14 protein-coding genes are annotated in these 17110 nt (G+C 64.0%); 7 read left to right on the forward strand and 7 right to left on the reverse strand.

From position 1 onward, the window contains the following. Positions 1–122: 122 nt before the first annotated feature. The 3 genes from BG842_RS14335 to BG842_RS14345 all read right to left on the reverse strand — a co-directional run bounded on the left by BG842_RS14335 (position 123) and on the right by BG842_RS14345 (position 5458). The gene (locus BG842_RS14335) at positions 123–2996 is read right to left on the reverse strand and encodes a bacterio-opsin activator domain-containing protein (RefSeq protein WP_069451259.1); all 2874 of its coding nucleotides are present in this window, start codon (positions 2994–2996) and stop codon (positions 123–125) included. 115 nt (positions 2997–3111) lie between these two features. Continuing rightward, the gene (locus BG842_RS14340) at positions 3112–4338 is read right to left on the reverse strand and encodes an FAD-dependent monooxygenase (protein WP_069451260.1); all 1227 of its coding nucleotides are present in this window, start codon (positions 4336–4338) and stop codon (positions 3112–3114) included. Between the two features lie 169 nt (positions 4339–4507). After that, on the reverse strand, positions 4508–5458 hold the full coding sequence (locus BG842_RS14345) for a DedA family protein (RefSeq protein WP_069451261.1): 951 nt from the start codon (positions 5456–5458) through the stop codon (positions 4508–4510). Positions 5459–5778: 320 nt separating this feature from the next. Between BG842_RS14345 and BG842_RS14350 the strand changes: the two genes are divergently transcribed. Continuing rightward, entirely contained in the window at positions 5779–7560 is a 1782-nt protein-coding gene (locus BG842_RS14350) for an alkaline phosphatase PhoX (protein WP_069451262.1), read from the forward strand. Between the two features lie 128 nt (positions 7561–7688). Here the strand turns inward: BG842_RS14350 and BG842_RS14355 are convergent, their stop codons facing one another. Further along, the gene (locus BG842_RS14355) at positions 7689–8102 is read right to left on the reverse strand and encodes an EamA family transporter (RefSeq protein ID WP_007978089.1); all 414 of its coding nucleotides are present in this window, start codon (positions 8100–8102) and stop codon (positions 7689–7691) included. Between the two features lie 135 nt (positions 8103–8237). Between BG842_RS14355 and BG842_RS14360 the strand changes: the two genes are divergently transcribed. From BG842_RS14360 to BG842_RS14370, 3 genes are all read left to right on the forward strand, one after another. Beyond that, complete coding sequence (locus BG842_RS14360) at positions 8238–9572, forward strand: hypothetical protein (protein WP_069451263.1); 1335 nt, start codon at positions 8238–8240, stop codon at positions 9570–9572. A 205-nt stretch (positions 9573–9777) separates the two neighbouring features. Then, positions 9778–10101 carry a HalOD1 output domain-containing protein gene (locus tag BG842_RS14365; protein ID WP_069451264.1) on the forward strand — a complete coding sequence of 108 codons (324 nt, stop codon included), beginning with the start codon at positions 9778–9780 and terminating at the stop codon, positions 10099–10101. A 59-nt stretch (positions 10102–10160) separates the two neighbouring features. Further along, positions 10161–10397, forward strand: a complete 237-nt coding sequence (locus BG842_RS14370) for a hypothetical protein (protein WP_254663178.1) — start codon at positions 10161–10163, stop codon at positions 10395–10397. Here the strand turns inward: BG842_RS14370 and BG842_RS14375 are convergent. The 3 genes from BG842_RS14375 to BG842_RS14385 form a co-directional block, all read right to left on the reverse strand. Next, positions 10394–10810, reverse strand: a complete 417-nt coding sequence (locus tag BG842_RS14375; RefSeq protein ID WP_007978097.1) for an SPW repeat protein — start codon at positions 10808–10810, stop codon at positions 10394–10396. The two genes, BG842_RS14370 and BG842_RS14375, sit on opposite strands and share 4 nt — an antisense overlap. Before the next feature lie 93 nt (positions 10811–10903). Then, positions 10904–12949, reverse strand: a complete 2046-nt coding sequence (locus tag BG842_RS14380; RefSeq protein ID WP_069451266.1) for a S9 family peptidase — start codon at positions 12947–12949, stop codon at positions 10904–10906. A 74-nt stretch (positions 12950–13023) separates the two neighbouring features. Continuing rightward, positions 13024–14169: an FAD-binding oxidoreductase gene (locus BG842_RS14385; protein WP_069451267.1), complete on the reverse strand. Its 1146-nt coding sequence runs from the start codon at positions 14167–14169 to the stop codon at positions 13024–13026. 72 nt (positions 14170–14241) lie between these two features. Here BG842_RS14385 and BG842_RS14390 point away from each other — a divergent pair, with 72 nt between their 5' ends. The 3 genes from BG842_RS14390 (at position 14242) to BG842_RS14400 (ending at position 16885) form a co-directional block, all read left to right on the forward strand. Next, the gene (locus BG842_RS14390) at positions 14242–15219 is read left to right on the forward strand and encodes an ornithine cyclodeaminase family protein (RefSeq protein WP_069451268.1); all 978 of its coding nucleotides are present in this window, start codon (positions 14242–14244) and stop codon (positions 15217–15219) included. 416 nt (positions 15220–15635) lie between these two features. Then, a complete protein-coding gene (locus BG842_RS14395; RefSeq protein WP_069451269.1) occupies positions 15636–16472 on the forward strand; it encodes a ParA family protein in 837 nt (278 codons plus the stop codon). After that, complete coding sequence (locus BG842_RS14400; RefSeq protein WP_069451270.1) at positions 16469–16885, forward strand: hypothetical protein; 417 nt, start codon at positions 16469–16471, stop codon at positions 16883–16885. The genes BG842_RS14395 and BG842_RS14400 overlap by 4 nt, the downstream gene beginning before the upstream one ends. Positions 16886–17110: the final 225 nt, after the last annotated feature.

The following is a 17110-nucleotide window of genomic DNA, read 5'->3' on the forward strand; positions in this document are numbered from 1 at the left end:
GGCGACGACGCGCTGCTCGGTTGGCACCGACCGGTCGCCGCCACGTACCGCAATTTTTGCGACGCGTGCAAGTAATTGGATGTTGGATAGAGAAGCAATTGGGGAAGAGGGTGCCTAGATAGTCAACCCCCATCCGGGACGGACGGGATTCGGTCGAAGACCGCGGCGAGGAGTTTCCGCTGCACTTTCCGCATGTGTTCGTAGAACGCGGCGGAGGAGATGTCCAGCATGGCGGCGACGGCCGCGCCGTCGTTCGCACGGGGGGATTCGAAGTAGCCGCTGTAGTAGGCCGTCTGGACGACTTCGAGTTGTCGATGGGTGATGTCGGATAGGAACCCGTCGCGGAACCTGCTCCCGGCGTCCGTCGGCCGCTCTCGCTCCCGCCGTGCGACGAGTTCGGACGAGGGGTACGCGTTCGAGAGCACGTCGTCGATGGTACGAACCGCGACCGGGGAGGGGACGAAAACCGTCGCCGTCGTGTCGCCGCCGTCGGAGCGGAGGCGTTCGAGCGTCGCCCCGGACTCGGCCAATCTGGTGGCGATGAACGGCGCGGTGAGCGTCAACTGGACCAATCCGCCCTCGTCGTCGCTCGAAACGACGCGAACGGACTCGACCGAGACGATGGCGTTTGCGGCGGCGGCGACTTCGCTCGGCGACCCGCCCGACACGGCGACGAGAATTCGGGCACCGGAATCGAGTTCGCGGACGCCACCCCGCAGTTCGAGGGCGCAGTCCGTCCGCCGCGAGAGCGCGTGAAGGACGCAGTTTTCGTCGGTGATGCGGTAGTCGAGTTCAACGACGGTATCGCTCACGAGCGCGCGTTTTCGCTCGACGGATTGGATGGCCGAGGCGATGGTCTCGCCGAGTTCGGACAGCACCGTCCGCGCCCGGTCGTCGAACGCGTTCGGACGACCGGCGTACACGGAGAGCGTCCCGTAGGCGACGTCGCCGTGGGTCAGCGGAACGGAAAGTATCGACTGGAACCCGCGGGAGATGGCCTCCCGACGCCACGACGAATCCTGCAAATCGTCCGCCACGTTCGGGACGACGGTGACGGAATCGGCGGCCGCCGTTCGACCCGCGGGGTCGCCCCGGGCGGTGAAATCGGCGGCGTCGAGATAGCCTCGGTCGTCGCCCGCCCACGACCGGGGTTCGAGGTCACCCGACCCGGGGTCAGTATCGCCGACCCACGCGAACTCGAACCGGTCGCTCGCGGTCAGCAGTTCACAGACCTCGGCTTCGATTTCCTCGCGCGAATCGGCCCGAACGAGGGCGCGGTCGATTTCGCGGATTATCTCGTTCGTCCGGTTCAACCGGGAGAGCTGGCGATTGCGCCGCTGGAGTTCGCGGTCGCGTTCGCGGAGTTCGTCCTCGCGCTCGATGCGGTCGAGCGCCGCCTCGACGGTCGCCGCGAGGAGGTCGATTATCTCCCTCGTCACCTCGTCCAGCGTGCCGCGTTCGTCGGCCGCGACGAAGACGCCGTGGTCCGAGAGCGGGATGAACAGCCCGCTCCGCCGTTCGACGGCCGTCACGGGGAACGCGTCGGATTCGGTCACGTCGTCGAACGTGAGCGTCGTCCGGTCCACGAACGCCCGACCGAGCGCGCTCGACTCGTCGAGCCGAACCGTCGGGAGCGGCCCCGAGAGCGACTCGATGGCGTCCGTGGCCGCGGCGGGCCACAGTTCGTTCGCGTCGGTGTCGAAGAGGTACACGGCACACTCGTCCACGTCGAAGATGTCGGTCACGTCGTCGATGACGAGCGAAGAGATCTCCGGCGTCGTCTCCGCGTAGAGGAGGTCGCGGCTCGTGCGGTGTAGCGCGGTCAGCGCCCGCTCGCGGTCCTTCCGTTTGGTGATGTCGCGGCAACTGTAGAGCGTCGTTCCGCCTTGAATGGAAACCCGCTTTACGTTGACGAGGAGCGTGTGTTCCCGCCCCGCCCTGTCGGTCGCGGTGCACTCGATGTTCGTGAGGAGCCCCTGGGAATCGAGCGTTTCCCGGTCGAACAGGTCGTCGCCGAGGAGCGCGTCGATGCGTCCGAGGTCCCGAATCTCCTCGACCGAGTAGCCGAAGATGTAGTGGACGTTCGGGCAGATGTAGGTGAACTCGCCCGAATCGTCCGTGACGAGGACGGTATCGGTCATGTTGTTGAGGGTGACGCGGTGAAGTTCCTCCGACTCGCGGAGTTCCCGTTCGAGGTGGGCGCGTTCGCTCACGTCGAGCGCCTCGACGACGACGCTGACGATGGCTCCGTCCCGGTCGGTTACCGGGCGGAACGAAACGTCGAGTTCGACGCGGCCGTCGGGGGCGCTGAACGCCGTCTCGAACCGCGTCACGGAGCCGTTCCTAGCGGTTCGGAGGGCGTCCCGTATCTCGTCCGACGTCGTCTCCGACCGCTCCCACCACGGCGAGTCGGCGAACGACGCATCGACGACCGACGTCGCCGGAGCGTCGAGGAAGTCGAGGGCGGTGCGGTTCGTCCGTCGAATCGCCCCGCTCGGGTCGAGGACCCACATGAACGTCCGCGGGTCGTCGAACAGCGCGTCGAACTGCCGCGCCCGGCGGCGGCGAGCGCGGGCCGTCCGGTATCGGACGGCCGCCCGCCGAACGCGCCGGAGGAGGTCGTCGGTGAGCGACGGCCGGTCGTCTACGGGGACGTACTCCGTGACGTCGGCGGCGACGGCCCTGCTGGCCGTCGCCTCGTCGCCGTCGGAGGCGAGGAGGACCACCGGAAGGTCGGGGTAGGCGGCGCGAACGACCTCCAGAAAACGAACGCCGGACATGTCCGCCAAGTCGAGCGAACAGACGATACAATCGACTTCGCCGGGCTGTGCCGTCAGCCACTCGTATCCGTCGTGGCCCCGAGCGGCGGTCGTGACGAGGGTTTCGTCGGCCGCAGAGAGGTCAGCGACGAGCGGCGTTCGCCAGTTCGGGTCGCCGACCACGAGCACCGAAATCGGTCCCGCGGGCGGGTCGGCGGAACGTGGTGTCGGTTCCATCGTCGGGAGGTGAGGCGAGCAGCGGTTAAATCGCGTCGGTCTCCGAATCGGGGGACGACAGAGGTCGGCGCACGAACCGGCGCGGGAGAGGTCGAGGTGTCACGCCGGTACCTGATCAGTCCGCGAACAGTGACCGGTCAACCGACGGTTCCGGGTCGTCCATCCCCGATCGGTTCGGAAGCCGCGCCAACAGGCTCATCAGGGCCGCACCGCCCCGCAACAGGTGCGGTTCGAGCGGGTCCGGGAGACGGTCGCGCGACGAGAGGAGCGAGGACAGGCCGCGTCCGCGCGACCGCTGTCCTCGTATCGTCCGCTCGACGGCGGGGCGGCGGTTCCCCTCGACCCGCCGGAGGGTGGCGTTCGAAATCGGACCGTCGCCGCGAGCCAGCACGGGCGTCAGTAGGCGGTGTGCCTCCACGGCGTCCTGAATGGCGAGGTTGTTCCCCTCGGCACCGATGGGCGATGCGACGTGTGCAGCGTCGCCGATGAGGAGCAGACCGTCGTCGGTCCACCGCTCCGCGAGTCCGGAACAGACCGACAGCAACGAACACCGGTCGAAGGACGTCAAGTGCGATTCCACACTGTCCGCGATGGCGGGTTCGATTCCCGCGACAGTCTCCCGAAAGCGGGCGATGCCGCGGTCGCGTATCGCGGGATAGCGACCCTCGGGCACGAGCAGTCCGTACTGGGATTCGCGTTCGGAGAGCGGGGAGTACACCAACACCCCGTCATCCTCGATGCGAATGTGCGTCGTGAAATCCGCCGCCGCGCGGGGGAGCCTGAACCAGACGACTTCCGTCCCGGACTCGTCCATCCCCGCGTCTATTCCGGCGGCCCGTCGAGTCGTCGAAAACCGGCCGTCGGCCCCGATGACGAGTCGGCTACGGAAGTCGTGCGTCTCGCCGTCCGGGCGGGACGTGGCCGTGATGCCCGCGACAGCGCCGTCCTCGCGGCGGAATCCGTCGAACGAGGTCCCGGCGTGGAACGTGAATGTCTCGAACTCGCGAGCGCGCTCGATGAGGAGTCGGAGCAACGGCGGTTGCTTGAGCAGGAGGACGCGCCGGTCGTCGAAATCGAACACCGGGTACGACTTGCCGTAGGCGACGACCGTCCCGCGAGAGATGGTTTCGTGGGGGAGGTCTTCGACGTCCGCGAGGAGGTCCATCTCGTCGAAGAGTCGCGGAATCGGCGGGCGAAAACCGTAGCCGCGGAACTCGCGGTCCAGCGTGCGCTGGCGTTCGATGAGAACCGTCTCTACACCGCTTCTGGCGAGCAGGTAGCTGACGACGCACCCCGCGGGTCCGGCACCGACGACGATTACGTCGGCCGACCGTGCGGTCATCGGTGGGATACCTCCGCGGTCGGATGGGCGAAAGCACGGGCCGGACGAAGCGGCGGGTGGCTACGATTTCGTGTCAATAAACGACGGTTGCGGCGAAGAGGTCGAAAAGTTTTCGAGACGGTATAATCCGAATTCGATTATATCGTCGGCGACGCCGTGCGGTGAGACGTCACCACGAGAGCCGCTCGGCCCTAAAACGTCGGGCGAGTTCGGCGACGGGAACTCGTTTTCCGAGTTCGAACACGGCGAGTGCGCCGGCGCAGAACGCCACGCCGGTAAGCAAGAGTGCGAGCTGCGGCGACAACCCGAATCGAGTGAAAAAGAGCGGGTCGTCCCAGATGTTCGTGGCGGTGCGGAACGACTGGAGCGGCGTCACCACCGCGCCGAGCAGGAACAGCGACCCGACGAGGGTACCACCGGCCCACAGAACGCGGAGGATGATGCGCTGGGAGACGGCCGGGTTCTGACGGATGTAATTCCGGGAAAGCCAGAGCGAACCGAGCGCGACGCCAGCGAGACCGCCGAGAACGACGACGACTCGAGGATGTAGCTGTGCGTAGGTGAGCGTCTCCGTGACCTCGGCAGACAGCGCGCCGAGCAATATGCCGAGCGGCGAGGTTTCGCCCGCGCCGCTGTAGACCAGAAACGTGAGCAGGAGATTGAAGGCGAACGCGCCGCTCGCGGAATACGTGACGAACTTCCGGAGGTCCATCTCCGCGATTCCGGCGGGAATCGAGATGACGGCGCGCATCAGCGGCACCATCCGTCCCCAGAGAACCGAACTCTCGCCCCAGCGCTGGAACCACCGGCGGCCCCGATGGATGTCGTCCTCGGTGACGTGAACGAGGTGTCCGTACCGACCCAGAACGTATTCGCTGTTCTTTCCGAGAACGAAGTACGCGAGGACGCTCCCGACGGTGGCACCGACCGTCGCGTCGAGGACGAAGATGCCGAACGAGAGCGGGTCGTGAACGAGTTGGCTGGCCGCGAACGGGACGACGAGTTCGCTGGGCGCGAAGTGAAGGATGAACGCCGTTTCGAGCGCCATGTACACGAACACGGCGAAATAGCCGTAGTCGGAGACGAACGACAGGACGGCATGCGTCACCCAGTCGAACATTCGAGCGCATATCGAACGAGCGCGATTATCAACTTAGTGGTGGCCCCGTCGGGGCGGCGTTCCGGCATCGAGCTCGGTGTCAGTCCCACGACAAACGACGGGAAGAGAACGCACATCGAAGACGAATTATCTGGAGAACAACCTGAACGGAAAAGACGTAAATAGACGCCGAAATCGAATGCAGTCGGACATGCGTCGGGTGAGACAGTTCTCGGATAGTTTCGAGCGAATATATTCTATATTCGGTACACAGCCGCTATGTACCCCATTAGTATCAACATATACACGTTGATTATCGGTTTGTCGAATCAAGCGACCGTATGCCAGAAACATACTCCCGGCGGAAAACGCTCGGCCTCCTCGGTCTGACGGCACTCTCGACGACCGGCATCGCGGTCGCCGAGAAAAACGACGATAGTAACGAGACCACCGAGGAGACGAAAACGGATGGCGACCATAGCAACCCGAACGAGCCATCCCTGACGCGGTTCGCCACCGTCCCGCTCGGAGCGGAAGTCACTGGTCTCCGCGTCGCACCCGGCAGAGAGCTGTTCCTGAACGTCCAGCACCCGAACGAGGACAACCCGGCACCGTACGACGCGAGCGTCGTCGGTGCCGTCGTCGGAATCGACGGGGCGGAAGTTCCGATGGACGTCCCGAACCTCTCGGTTCCGACGACCGACGCCGAAAAACGCACGACTCGGACGGCCGTCGGCGAGCACCAAGTGCTGGCGACGGGCGCACAAAAGCTCGGAAACGGCGACCTGCTCGGCGTGCCGAACGACGCCGACGGGAACCCCATCTCGGACGAAGCCGAATCCGACATGAACGCGTTCGTGCCGACTGGCGAGGACGAGGGCTACCTCTTCACGAACTGGGAAGCCCAACCCGGCATGATTTCGCGGCTGTTCATCAGCCGCGAGGACGATGCCGCGGAGTGGAGCGTCGATTCGGACAGCATCGAAAACCTCGACGTACGCCAGATGGAAGGAACGTGGAACAACTGCAACGGGTCGCTCAGCCCGTGGAACACGCCGCTGTCCAGCGAGGAGTACGAACCGGACGCGAAGGCGTGGTTCGAAACCGACGAGAAAACGTACGGCAACGCCGAGAAGACGTTCGAGGAGTACCTCGGCTACTTCGGCAACGCCTACCGCTACGGCTACATCGTGGAAGTAGAGGATCCGGCCGGTGACGCGACGCCGACGAAACGGTTCGCGCTGGGCCGCGCGTCCCACGAGGTCGGCGAAGTGATGGCCGACGAGCGCACCGTCTACCTCACCGACGACTACGGAGGCGGCGTCTTCTACAAGTTCGTCGCCGACGAGGCGGGCGACTTGACCGCCGGGACGCTCTTCGCCGCGAAACTGGAGCAGGACGCGACGGACGACGTGACCGAAGCCGGGTTCGACGTGGAGTGGGTCGAACTGGCGCACGCGACGGAGGACGAAATCGAGTCGTGGATCAGCGAGTACGATGGCCAAGACCCAGCCGCGGACGGGTACGAGGCGAACTACATCACCGACCACGAGATTCGAGAGTGGGCGAACGGCAATGCCGAGGACGACCGGGTAGCGTTCCTCGAAACCCGAAAGGCCGCCGCCGCGGTCGGCGCGACGAACGAGTGGCAGAAGCTCGAAGGCGTCAGCGCTCCGAGCGACGCCACGCCGGGCGACTTCATCAACATCGCCTGTTCGAACATCCGCGACACGATGAGCGACGTGGACGGCGACATGATGCTCCAAGGTGACGGGTACGGAGCCGTCTACACCGCGCGGCTGACCGGGAACTACGACATCCGCCGCATCGAACCGTCGCTGGTCGGCGGTCCGGAGGCGAACGTCGTCGCCCCCGGCGCGGACGGCACGGACGCGAACGGTATGCTCGTGAACACGCTCGCAAATCCCGACAACATCTTTACGCTTGAGGACGGCCGCGTGCTCGTCGGCGAGGACGGCGACCACGAGAACAACGTCCTCTGGCTGTTCTCCCCCGGAAAGCACGACTGGAACGGACGCGACGACAAGAACGAAGACACGGACGAAAACGAGGGCAAAGACGGCTGGCGGGGCGACGAGGACGACGAGAAAGACGACGGCTGAGCCGAGCGAGCCGCCGCAAACGCGACTTTTTCTCGGAACGGCGACGAACGTCCGAAGCGTGGCCGACGAACCACGAGACTGATGGATGGATATAGCGAATTGGGATATATTTTTGCCGTTGAGCACGCTCAGGTCGCCAAGAGGACGACCGCGCCGACGGCCAACCCGACACCAGCCACGTCCCGAATATCGACCGATTCGCCGAGGAACACCGCGCCGAGAACCGCGGCGACGACGAAGTAGAGGGCGGTCACGGTCGTCGCAACGGCGGTATTGCCGCGTTGCAGCGCGACGTAGTAGCTGATGGAACCGATGCCGGAGAACAGACCGCCAGCGACGGCGAAGGCGACGCCCGACTCGGAGAACGACACGGGACCGGCTTGAGTGGCGATGTACGCGATTGCGACGCCGACGCCGACGGTGTAGGAGATGGCCATCGCCACTTCGGGCGCGAGCGTTCGGGTGGCGTAATCGGCAAACAGCGCCCAGACGCCCCACGCGAACATACCGACGAGTGCGAAATATATCGCGGTTCGAACCATGCCGTCCCGGAAACGGTCCACCGACGAAGGTGTTCGGATTCCAGCGGAACAGGGGACGACAACCGACGAACAGACGGCCCTTGATTCGAACGCAGGAGAAGCATAACAAACTGGCGTACTCCCGACGAACCGGATATGAGACGCCCGACGATTCTCGTGTTTACCCTGGTCGTCGCCTCCGCGGTCGGGGCGATGGCGATAGGGACGGCCGAGCCGCAAGGGGATTCGAAACCGAACGAGCGGTGGAACAGAACGTACGGCGGGTCAGGCGACGACATCTTCGCGGACATCGCCCGAACGGACGATGGCGGCTACATCCTCGCGGGCGAAACCGAGAGCGATAGCTCCGGTATCGACGGCTGGGTGATGAAAATCGATGGCAACGGAAACACGGAGTGGGAACGAACGTTCTCCGGGCCGGGAACGGACCGACTGTACTCGGTGGTCACGACGGACGACGGCATCGTCGCCGCCGGGCGAACCGACCGCGGCGGCACCCCGATGGGATGGGTGCTGGAACTCGATGCGGACGGGGAGACGCGACGCGAACGGACGCCGGGAACGGGGGCGTTCTACGGGGTCGAACAGGACGGCGATGGGTACGTCCTCTCGGGATGGACGCGCGGTGACGGCGGCGTCGGCGGATGGCTGGTAAAACACGATACGTCGGGAGCGAAGGCGTGGGAGCGGACGTACGCGACACCGGACGGGAGCACGGGGCGCTTCAAAGCCGTCGTTCCCACGTCGGACGGATACCTCCTCGCGGGAGAAGTCGAGAGCGGGAGCCAAGACGCGTGGATACTCCGGGTCGGCGACAACGGGGAACGGCAGTGGCAGCGAACGCTGGGCGGCGCGGACCGGGAAGCGGTCTGGGCGGCGACCGGCGACGAAAACGGTATCGTCGTGGCCGGTGAATCCGAGAGCGGCGAATCGCGCGACGGCTGGGTGTTCCGATTCGACGCGAGCGGCGAGCGACAGTGGGAAAAACGGTTCGGCGGCGGCGAAGTCGATTGGCTCGATTCGGCGATGCGAACGGACGACGGCGGCTACCTGTTCACCGGCGGGACGCTCACCGGCGGAATCGGTAGCGCGGACGGCTACGTTGTGAAGACGGGAGCCGACGGGACGCTTCAGTGGGAGAAGGCGTACGGAAGCGACGCGTGGGATAAACCATGGCCCGCGATACGAACACACGATGGCGGCTTCCTGCTCGCCGGGCAGACCGGCGGGTTCGGTGCCGAAGCCAAGGACGGCTGGGTGCTGGAACTCGGACCGGGGTCGATGACGAGCGCGACGAACGATACGTCCGCGGACGAGACGACGAGTACCTCGGGAACGAGCACGACGGGAGAGGAATCGACCCCCGAAGCGGATTCCCCGTCGAGCAACACGAGCTTACCGGGGTTCACGGTACCAATAGCGGTGGTCGCGGTCGTCATTCTGGGGTTGTGGAGGGGCAGACGAGCGTAGACGGTCGGGATGGAAGAACAGGCGTTCACGTAACATGAAGTTGCGGTCGCGATAACAGTACCGTACTGGTACCGCTACGTGATTCATCGTCTTTTGATTAGATATTTCTAATATTATATAATTATATTAGTTTCAGATACAATCGAGATTCTTTTATTGCTGTGATTAGTCTAACTGTCTAACTAACCAGACAGAACAGTAGATTATGACAGAAGGACAATTCACGGAACGGGCGGCGGATCTCGATCGGGACGGACGCAACGCGTATCGAGTCGCCGGAGAGACCGACGGCCCTAGCACGAGAATCATCCGAGGCGTAGAAGAGATAGTTGGACGGAGTGCAGAAAAACAGACGTGGCTCTACGACAGCGTAGACCCCGATGCGTTGGACGCGATATTCGAGGAGAAACACGACGGAACGACGCGGACCGGCGGAAAGGTCACCTTTACCGCTCGCGGTTGCGAGATAATCGTCGATGCGGACGGCGAGATACTCATCTACGGGCCGGTCACGGACGACGAGAAATAGCCGAACGATTTCGAAACGGTATTGACCATCCGGCCATGAATGGCGTCAAGAACCGATTGATGACTACTGAAGTATCCGTTACGTTCCGTGAACTGTTCGAAGAACTGCCAGTACAGACCGGTCTATTCAGCTTCGGACCGGTGTTGCTCGGTATCGCCCAGTTATGGAACGGCTATTCGCACCAGACCGCACTCTCCTTCCACGCGCTGTTCGCCGTCGTGATGGTCGGGTTCGCGGTACTCGTCACCCGATACCATCTCGCGTCGTTCCAGTTGGAGAAACTGGAACGAGTTTAGGCGGTTCCGGCAGGCGCGCCCGCTCTTTCACTGCGGCCCGCGTAGGCGTTGTACCCGGCGACGATGGCGACGACGATTCCCGAGATGACGTCGCTCCAGAACGCCGTCGAGGCAGTCATGATGAACGGGACGAGTATCATCCAGAGGCCCAACAGCGCGACGAACGACGAGCTACCCACGCTCGCCGACATTCCCCGCGACATGCGATAGTAGTTGTACCCCGCGACGAGGAAGATGGCCGCGCCGATGATGAGGTTGTTCCAATAGCTCGTCATCGACATCGACGGGTAGACGAACGCGGAGATGAATATCCACGCCCCCACGAGCGATACGAACCCGCTCAGCCATTTCAGGCTCGATTCGTCGGTGTCGGTGCTCCGTGTCGTTCTCTCTCTCGCTTCTGTTTCACTCATCAGTGTTTCCCCGGTTAAGGGTGAGTCGAGCGAGTGAATAAAGCGAGCGACCGTTTAAACGGAAACGGCGACCGTTCAACGGCTAACGTGCCATTACGCCGATTCGGAGTCGTGGGTTGTGAACCATTCCGTGAGTTGTTCGAGGCGGTGAACGGCCCTGTCCGGGTCGCCGATGTTGTGGTGTTCGTCTGGATAGACCACCAGTTTCGCGGGAACGCCCTGCTTTTTCACGCTGACGTAGAGCTGTTCGGACTGCGAGGGCGGACAGCGCCAGTCCTCGCCGCCCGCCGTCACCAACAGGGGCGTTTCGACGTTGCCGACGTCCGTGATGCTGGAGGCGGCGTCGTAGATTTCCGGATTCTCCCACGGGAGACCGAAATCGTTCGTCCACCAGAGGTGTGCGTCGTCGGTCCCGTACGACGACCGGAGGTCGTAGATACCGTGTTCGGCGGCGGCCGCGGCGAAGCGGTCCGTCCGCGTCACGAGATAGCCCGTCGTGATGCCGCCGTAGGAAAAGCCGGTGACGAAGGTGCGGTCCGAATCGGCCCACCCGCGTTCGACGAGGTGCTCGACACCTGCGAGTACGTCCTCGGACTCCCGCGGACCCCAGTCGCCACGGATCGATTCGCTGAAGTCCCGGCCGTAGGAACTGCTTCCCCGGTAGTTGGGGCGGAGGACGACGTATCCCCGGTCGGTCCAATAGGCGTATTCGAACGCGAACTCCGGCGCGTCGTAAGACACCGGGCCGCCGTGGATGGCGGTTATCAACGGCCTCGGGTCGGGGTCCTTGGGGTCGAAGTCGGACGGATAGTAGACGATACCCTCGATTTCGTCGTCGGAATCGTTCGAGTAGACGACGCGCCGACAGCCGGACGTATCGTACCTTTCCTCGAACGCCGCGTTGCAGTCGGTCACGCGAGCGGGTTCCCCGGCGTCGAGTTCGGTCGTGTCCATCGCGTACAGGTCGCCGACTGTTCCGGGGTCGGTCAGGAGGAACGCGACCGTCCCGTCCGCGAAGTCGAAGGTCCGGACGGTTCGGTAGTCGCCCTGCGAGTCGAAGGTGAACGCGGGCGAATCCTCGTCGGCTGAACAGCGCACCAGGCGGGTGCTCCCCTCGTCGCCGACGGCCGCGAGCAACGTCCCGTCGTCCACCCACCGGAACCGCCGGGAGCGTGCCAGCGTCCGGTCGAGCGATTCCGTGACCGACCGATAGTCGCCGTCGTCGGCGACGTACAACTGGGTCGGGATGTGCGTGTTCACCGGGTCGTCGACCGCGAACGCGAGGCGGGACCCGTCGGGCGACCAGCGCGGCCCCGCGGCGGCGAGGTCCGAATCGGTGATCTTCTGCAAGTCGCTCCCGTCGGGTGCGATGGTGTACACATCCATGACGCCGGAGTCGTCCGGGCGGTCGGTGCGGTTCGAAAGGAACGCGATTCGGTCCGGTCCCCACGCGGGTTGCAGACCGAACATCGGTTCGTACGCGCCGCCGCCGTAGGCGTCGTCGAGGCGGCGGGTGTCCCGCGTTTCGATATCGACGACGAACAGGTAGGTCGTCACGTCGTCCAGAAGGCCCTCACCGTCGAACCGGTGTTGCAGTCGCTCGGTTTCGACCGGGGCGCCGTCCCGGAGGTCGGCGAGGTAGTCGCGTTCCGCCTCGGTCGGGTCGCGCGACGATACGACGAGTCGGTCGCCGTCCGGTCCCCAGTCGAACTCGCGGACGCCCTCCTCGCGGTCGGTGATTTGCCGAGCGTCGCCGCCGCGAACCATGTCGAACAGCCAGACTTGGGGTTTGGGTTCGTCGTCCGCGCCGTTCGCCTCGGCCGCCTCGTCCTCATCGCCGTCTTCGTCAGTATCGTCGGCCCGTACCAACAGGGAGACGTCCTCGTCGCGGGCGGCGAGGAACGCGAGTTTCGCGCCGTCGGGCGACCACTTCGGCGACCCGGCGTCCGACGCCCGCGAGAGTCGATACGGGTCGTCGCCTCCGTCCGCCGGAACGACGAACAGGGAGGTTCGTCGGTCGTCCTCGGACTCGTCAAATTCGTCGGCGACGAAGGCGATTCGGTCGCCGTCGGGCGAGAGCGCGAGGTCGCTCACCAACGTCAGGTCGTAGAAATCGTCCAGTTGAACGGTGTTCGTCACGAATATTCCGTCCCACGGGAGGCTAATAGATGTATGTGCGCCAGCAAATTGGACGGGTCGGGGGCGACGAGGGGTTACGCGACGTTCCGTTCGTCGACCGTCCGTCCCTCCTCGAATCGGTCAGCGTCGAGGCCGGAGATATCGACGAGCGACGGCTCGCCGTCGAAGACAAGTTCGGTGACGAGTTGCCCGGTCGCCGGTGCGTGTTGGAACCCGTGCCCCGAGAAGCCGACCGCGTTGACGAAGCCCGGAATCGTCTCCTCGATTATCGGATGGTGGTCGGGCGTGACGGCGTACAGACCCGCCCATCCCCGGCGAATTTCGGATTCGGGGCCGAAGTAGGTCGTCCAGTCCGACGCCTTCTCCACCGCTTCGATGGTCCAGTCGAGGTCGGTCGTTCGGTCGAATGCGTTCGGGTCGGCCGTCGTGTCGCCGCCGAAATGCCCGCCGACGAGCGCGGCCCCTTCCCGCTCCGGGCGGAAGTACGACCCCGTATCGAGGTCGATGGTCAGCGGCACCGATTCGGCGACCGGCGTCTCCGGGTCCACGACCGCCATTTGGCGACGCTCGGGTGAAATCGGGAGGTCGAGGCCCGCCATCTCGGCGACCCTGCTCGCCCACGGCCCGGCCGCGTTGACGACGAAATCGGCATCGACGGTGCCGTCGGTCGTTTCGACGCCCGTGACACCACCGGCGTCGCCGAGCACGTCCGTCACCTCGACCCCGGTTCGGACGTCCGTCCCGACCTCTCGGGCGCGAGCGGCGAACGCCTGCAGGGCCAAATGCGGGTCCGCAAACCCGTCGTTCGGGGAGTACGTCGCCGCGCGGAACAGGTCCGTGCGGAGGCCGGGGCAGACCTCGCGCGCTTCCTCGGGCGTGAGGAGTTCGCTCGGGACGCCCTGTTCGTTTTGCATCGCGACCGTCTCCGCGAGTTCGTCCGCGGAGTCCTCGTTTCTGGCGAGGAAGAGGTACCCGGAACGACGGAGCGCGATGTCGGCGTCGAACTCCTCCTCGAACCGATCCCAGACTCGCATGCTGGCGCAGGAGAGCGCGACGTTGACGGGGGTCGAAAACTGTGCGCGGATACCGCCAGCTGAGCGTTCGGTGCTTCCGGCGCCGATGTTCGAGCGCTCGCAGAGGACCACATCGGCCCCGCGTTCCGAGAGGTAGTACGCGCTCGAACAACCGACGATACCGCCACCGACTACGACGACTCGCATGAATCAGAAAATGACCTCCTGGATAATGGTTCCATCGTCGAAAAATAAGTACGTTCGCGCAGAACACCCGCCATGGTTCGAATCCTCTCCGACGCCGACGTGGCGTCGGTCCTCGAAATCGAATCGTTGCTACCGGTCGTCCGCGACGCGTTCGTCAAGCAGGGACGCGGCGACGTCGAACGCCCCGACAGACCCCACTTCCCGGTCGGCGCGGGGCTCGCGGGTGACGCGCCGCTCGGAACCGGCCTCGTCATGCCCGCGTACATCCACGGGGCGGCCCACTACGCCACGAAACTGGTCGGCGTGCACGACGGGAACGCCGATCGAGGGCTGCCGACGGTCAACGCTCAAATCGCGCTGACTGACGCCGAAACGGGACGCCCCGCCGCGTTCGTCGCGGGGACGCGAATCACGAACGCGCGGACCGGATGCATCGGCGGACTCGCGGCCGCCGACCTCGCCGCCGCCACGCCGATACAACTCGCCGTCATCGGGGCGGGGACGCAAGCCCGGTGGCAAGCGCGCTGTATCGCGGCCGCGACCGACGTCGAGTCGATTCGAGTCTACTCCCCGAGCGATTCCAAGCTGGAGTGCGCGGCGGAACTGGAGTCGGAACTCGGAATACCGACCACACCCGTCGAATCGGCGGACGAAGCGGTGGCGGACGCGACGGTCGTCGTCACCGCGACGACCGCGACAAGCCCGGTCTTCTCCGGCGAGGCGCTTCAGCCCGGAACGCTAGTCATCGCGGTCGGAGCGTACAGCCCGGAGATGCGCGAACTCGACCGGGAGACGTTCGCCCGCGCCGACGAGACGTTCGGCGACGTCCCCGAGGAGGTGGCTGAAATCGGCGACGTTCGGGCGACCGATCTCGACGCCGACGATTTCGTTCCGCTCTCCGACGTGTTCGAGGGATCGGACGGTCGAAGTTCGGACTCGGAAATCGTCGTGGTCGAAAGCGTCGGGTCGGCCGTGCTCGACGCGGCCGCGAGCGAGTTCGTGTTCGAACGAGCGAGCGAGGCGGGGACCGGCGAGGAAGTCGAACTGTAACGACCGACAGGCGGGCTCCTTCGTGGGGTTGTGCGGACATATTGTCAGACAACCATCTGGAGAGCCACCTAGATAGATAACCAGATATCTATCCAGATACCCAAATGGGTCGCCGCGGAGGTCGAAGGATCACACAGATACAGTCGAGGAAAGACTTCCAGATGACTTTCTAGAGAGATATCCGCAGAGATATCCAAATAAAAATCCGGACCGAAACGATGTGAGGCGCACGTTTCAGAGAACCCGGGGCGAAAATCACATGAAATCCGCCGCAGCTATCCAGATGTCTATTCAGAAATCTGCAGAGATATCCAGAAATCTTTCCGTATAGATAGCCATCAAGATAGCTATCCGCATAGTTTCGCCCAGTTGTCTGACGAGAATTTATGAGGGGGAAGCGTATATCGACCGACTGTATGAAACGGGCCATCACACTGTGGAGTGAGTCCGGTGGGGTCGGCAAGACGACCATGGCGACCAACGTCTCCGCCGCGCTGGGCCGACAAGACGAGCGGGTTCTCGTTATCGACCTGGACCCCCAACTGGGAAGCCTGACCGACCACGTGGGCTACCAAGAGTTGAAAACCGGCGACCGCGACCACCTCGGGCACGTCCTGCTGGACGACGAAAAGGACATCCGCTCGCTCATCGTCGAAACGGAGGATTTCGACCTCGTGCCGTCCCACGAGGGGCTTGCGAACATCGAGAGCGAGATGGCCGCGCGGAATACGTCGCTTCGGGAGTTCCAACTGCGGTCCGCCCTCAAATCCGTCGCCGGGGAGTACGATTACTTCATCATCGACCCGCCAGCGACGCTGAACGTCCTCGTGGACAACGCTCTCGTCGCGGCGCGAAACGTACTCATTCCCATCGAACTCACCCGAAAAGGGAGTATCTCCATCGAAGGACTGGAGGACACCCTCGACAGCATGGAACGCGGGTTCAAGAAGTTCGACGACAGCTTCGAGTTGGGCATCCTCGCCGTCGTCCCGAACGAAGTCGGGGATTCGAACATCTACCGCGATACGCGCGAGGAACTCGAAACGGACGGGAAACCAGTGACGCCGTTCGGTGTTCGAAAGCGCGACGTGCTGAAGGAAGCATGGAAGAAACAGATGAACCTGTTCGAGTTCGCGGAAAGCGACGAAACCCGTGACCTCCGCGAGTACGAAGGCGATCTGCTCGCGAACTTCGAACAATTGGCGCGAATCGTCCAACAGGGAACGGTCAACGCGGTGGAGGTCGAGGCATGACCAAGGACGACAGGTACGGCGCGACGGACGACGATTACAGCGACGACCTCGACGGTTACGGCACGGAAACCGTTACGACCTCGGATTCGAGCGGGGAGACCGAAACGGTAGAATCGAACGCTTCCAAGTCGGATAGCACCGATTCGACCACGGATTCGACGGCCACGAGTTCCGACCCGTTACCGTTCATTTTCGCGCGGCGAACCGTGAAAGCCGACCGGGACGCTGTTCCGGTGTACGTACAAGACCAAACGGCGACCGAGATCGACGAACTGGAACGGGACCTGAGTCGAACGTTCGATGGGGACAAAGTGATGGCCCTCGACGTGCGCGAAGCCCTCATCCGCGCGGGGTTGGAGAACGTGGACGACGTGCGCCGAGTGATGGAAGAGTGGGGATACGGTCGGCGGTAACGGCGCTTTCTGCTTGCGGATATCTCGATAGAAATCCGCCAAGACATACGAAAAGAATTCTGTATAGATTTCTGTAGAGCTGTTCGGAGAGATTTCTAGGTAGGATTTCAAGCGAGAATTCGGGATAGTTTCGCCATTAGGTGTGACGAAGCATCGAGCGACGACGAGAAGTTGAATTGTGCGATTAGTGCAAAACCGTTAAGTCGGATGGGTCCCTATCGTGGG

This window comes from Haladaptatus sp. W1 (assembly GCF_001723155.1).
GTDB lineage: Archaea > Halobacteriota > Halobacteria > Halobacteriales > Haladaptataceae > Haladaptatus > Haladaptatus paucihalophilus.

Excerpts from the sequence above, each read along its gene's own strand:
- BG842_RS14395 (WP_069451269.1), top strand. The coding sequence starts at position 15,636 with ATGAAACGGGCCATCACACTGTGGAGTGAGTCCGGTGGGGTCGGCAAG.
- BG842_RS14400 (WP_069451270.1), top strand. The coding sequence starts at position 16,469 with ATGACCAAGGACGACAGGTACGGCGCGACGGACGACGATTACAGCGAC.
- BG842_RS14375 (WP_007978097.1), bottom strand. The coding sequence starts at position 10,810 with ATGAGTGAAACAGAAGCGAGAGAGAGAACGACACGGAGCACCGACACC.
- BG842_RS14355 (WP_007978089.1), bottom strand. The coding sequence starts at position 8,102 with ATGGTTCGAACCGCGATATATTTCGCACTCGTCGGTATGTTCGCGTGG.
- BG842_RS14350 (WP_069451262.1), top strand. The coding sequence starts at position 5,779 with ATGCCAGAAACATACTCCCGGCGGAAAACGCTCGGCCTCCTCGGTCTG.
- BG842_RS14385 (WP_069451267.1), bottom strand. The coding sequence starts at position 14,169 with ATGCGAGTCGTCGTAGTCGGTGGCGGTATCGTCGGTTGTTCGAGCGCG.
- BG842_RS14360 (WP_069451263.1), top strand. The coding sequence starts at position 8,238 with ATGAGACGCCCGACGATTCTCGTGTTTACCCTGGTCGTCGCCTCCGCG.
- BG842_RS14335 (WP_069451259.1), bottom strand. The coding sequence starts at position 2,996 with ATGGAACCGACACCACGTTCCGCCGACCCGCCCGCGGGACCGATTTCG.
- BG842_RS14370 (WP_254663178.1), top strand. The coding sequence starts at position 10,161 with ATGACTACTGAAGTATCCGTTACGTTCCGTGAACTGTTCGAAGAACTG.
- BG842_RS14345 (WP_069451261.1), bottom strand. The coding sequence starts at position 5,458 with ATGTTCGACTGGGTGACGCATGCCGTCCTGTCGTTCGTCTCCGACTAC.
- BG842_RS14390 (WP_069451268.1), top strand. The coding sequence starts at position 14,242 with ATGGTTCGAATCCTCTCCGACGCCGACGTGGCGTCGGTCCTCGAAATC.
- BG842_RS14340 (WP_069451260.1), bottom strand. The coding sequence starts at position 4,338 with ATGACCGCACGGTCGGCCGACGTAATCGTCGTCGGTGCCGGACCCGCG.
- BG842_RS14365 (WP_069451264.1), top strand. The coding sequence starts at position 9,778 with ATGACAGAAGGACAATTCACGGAACGGGCGGCGGATCTCGATCGGGAC.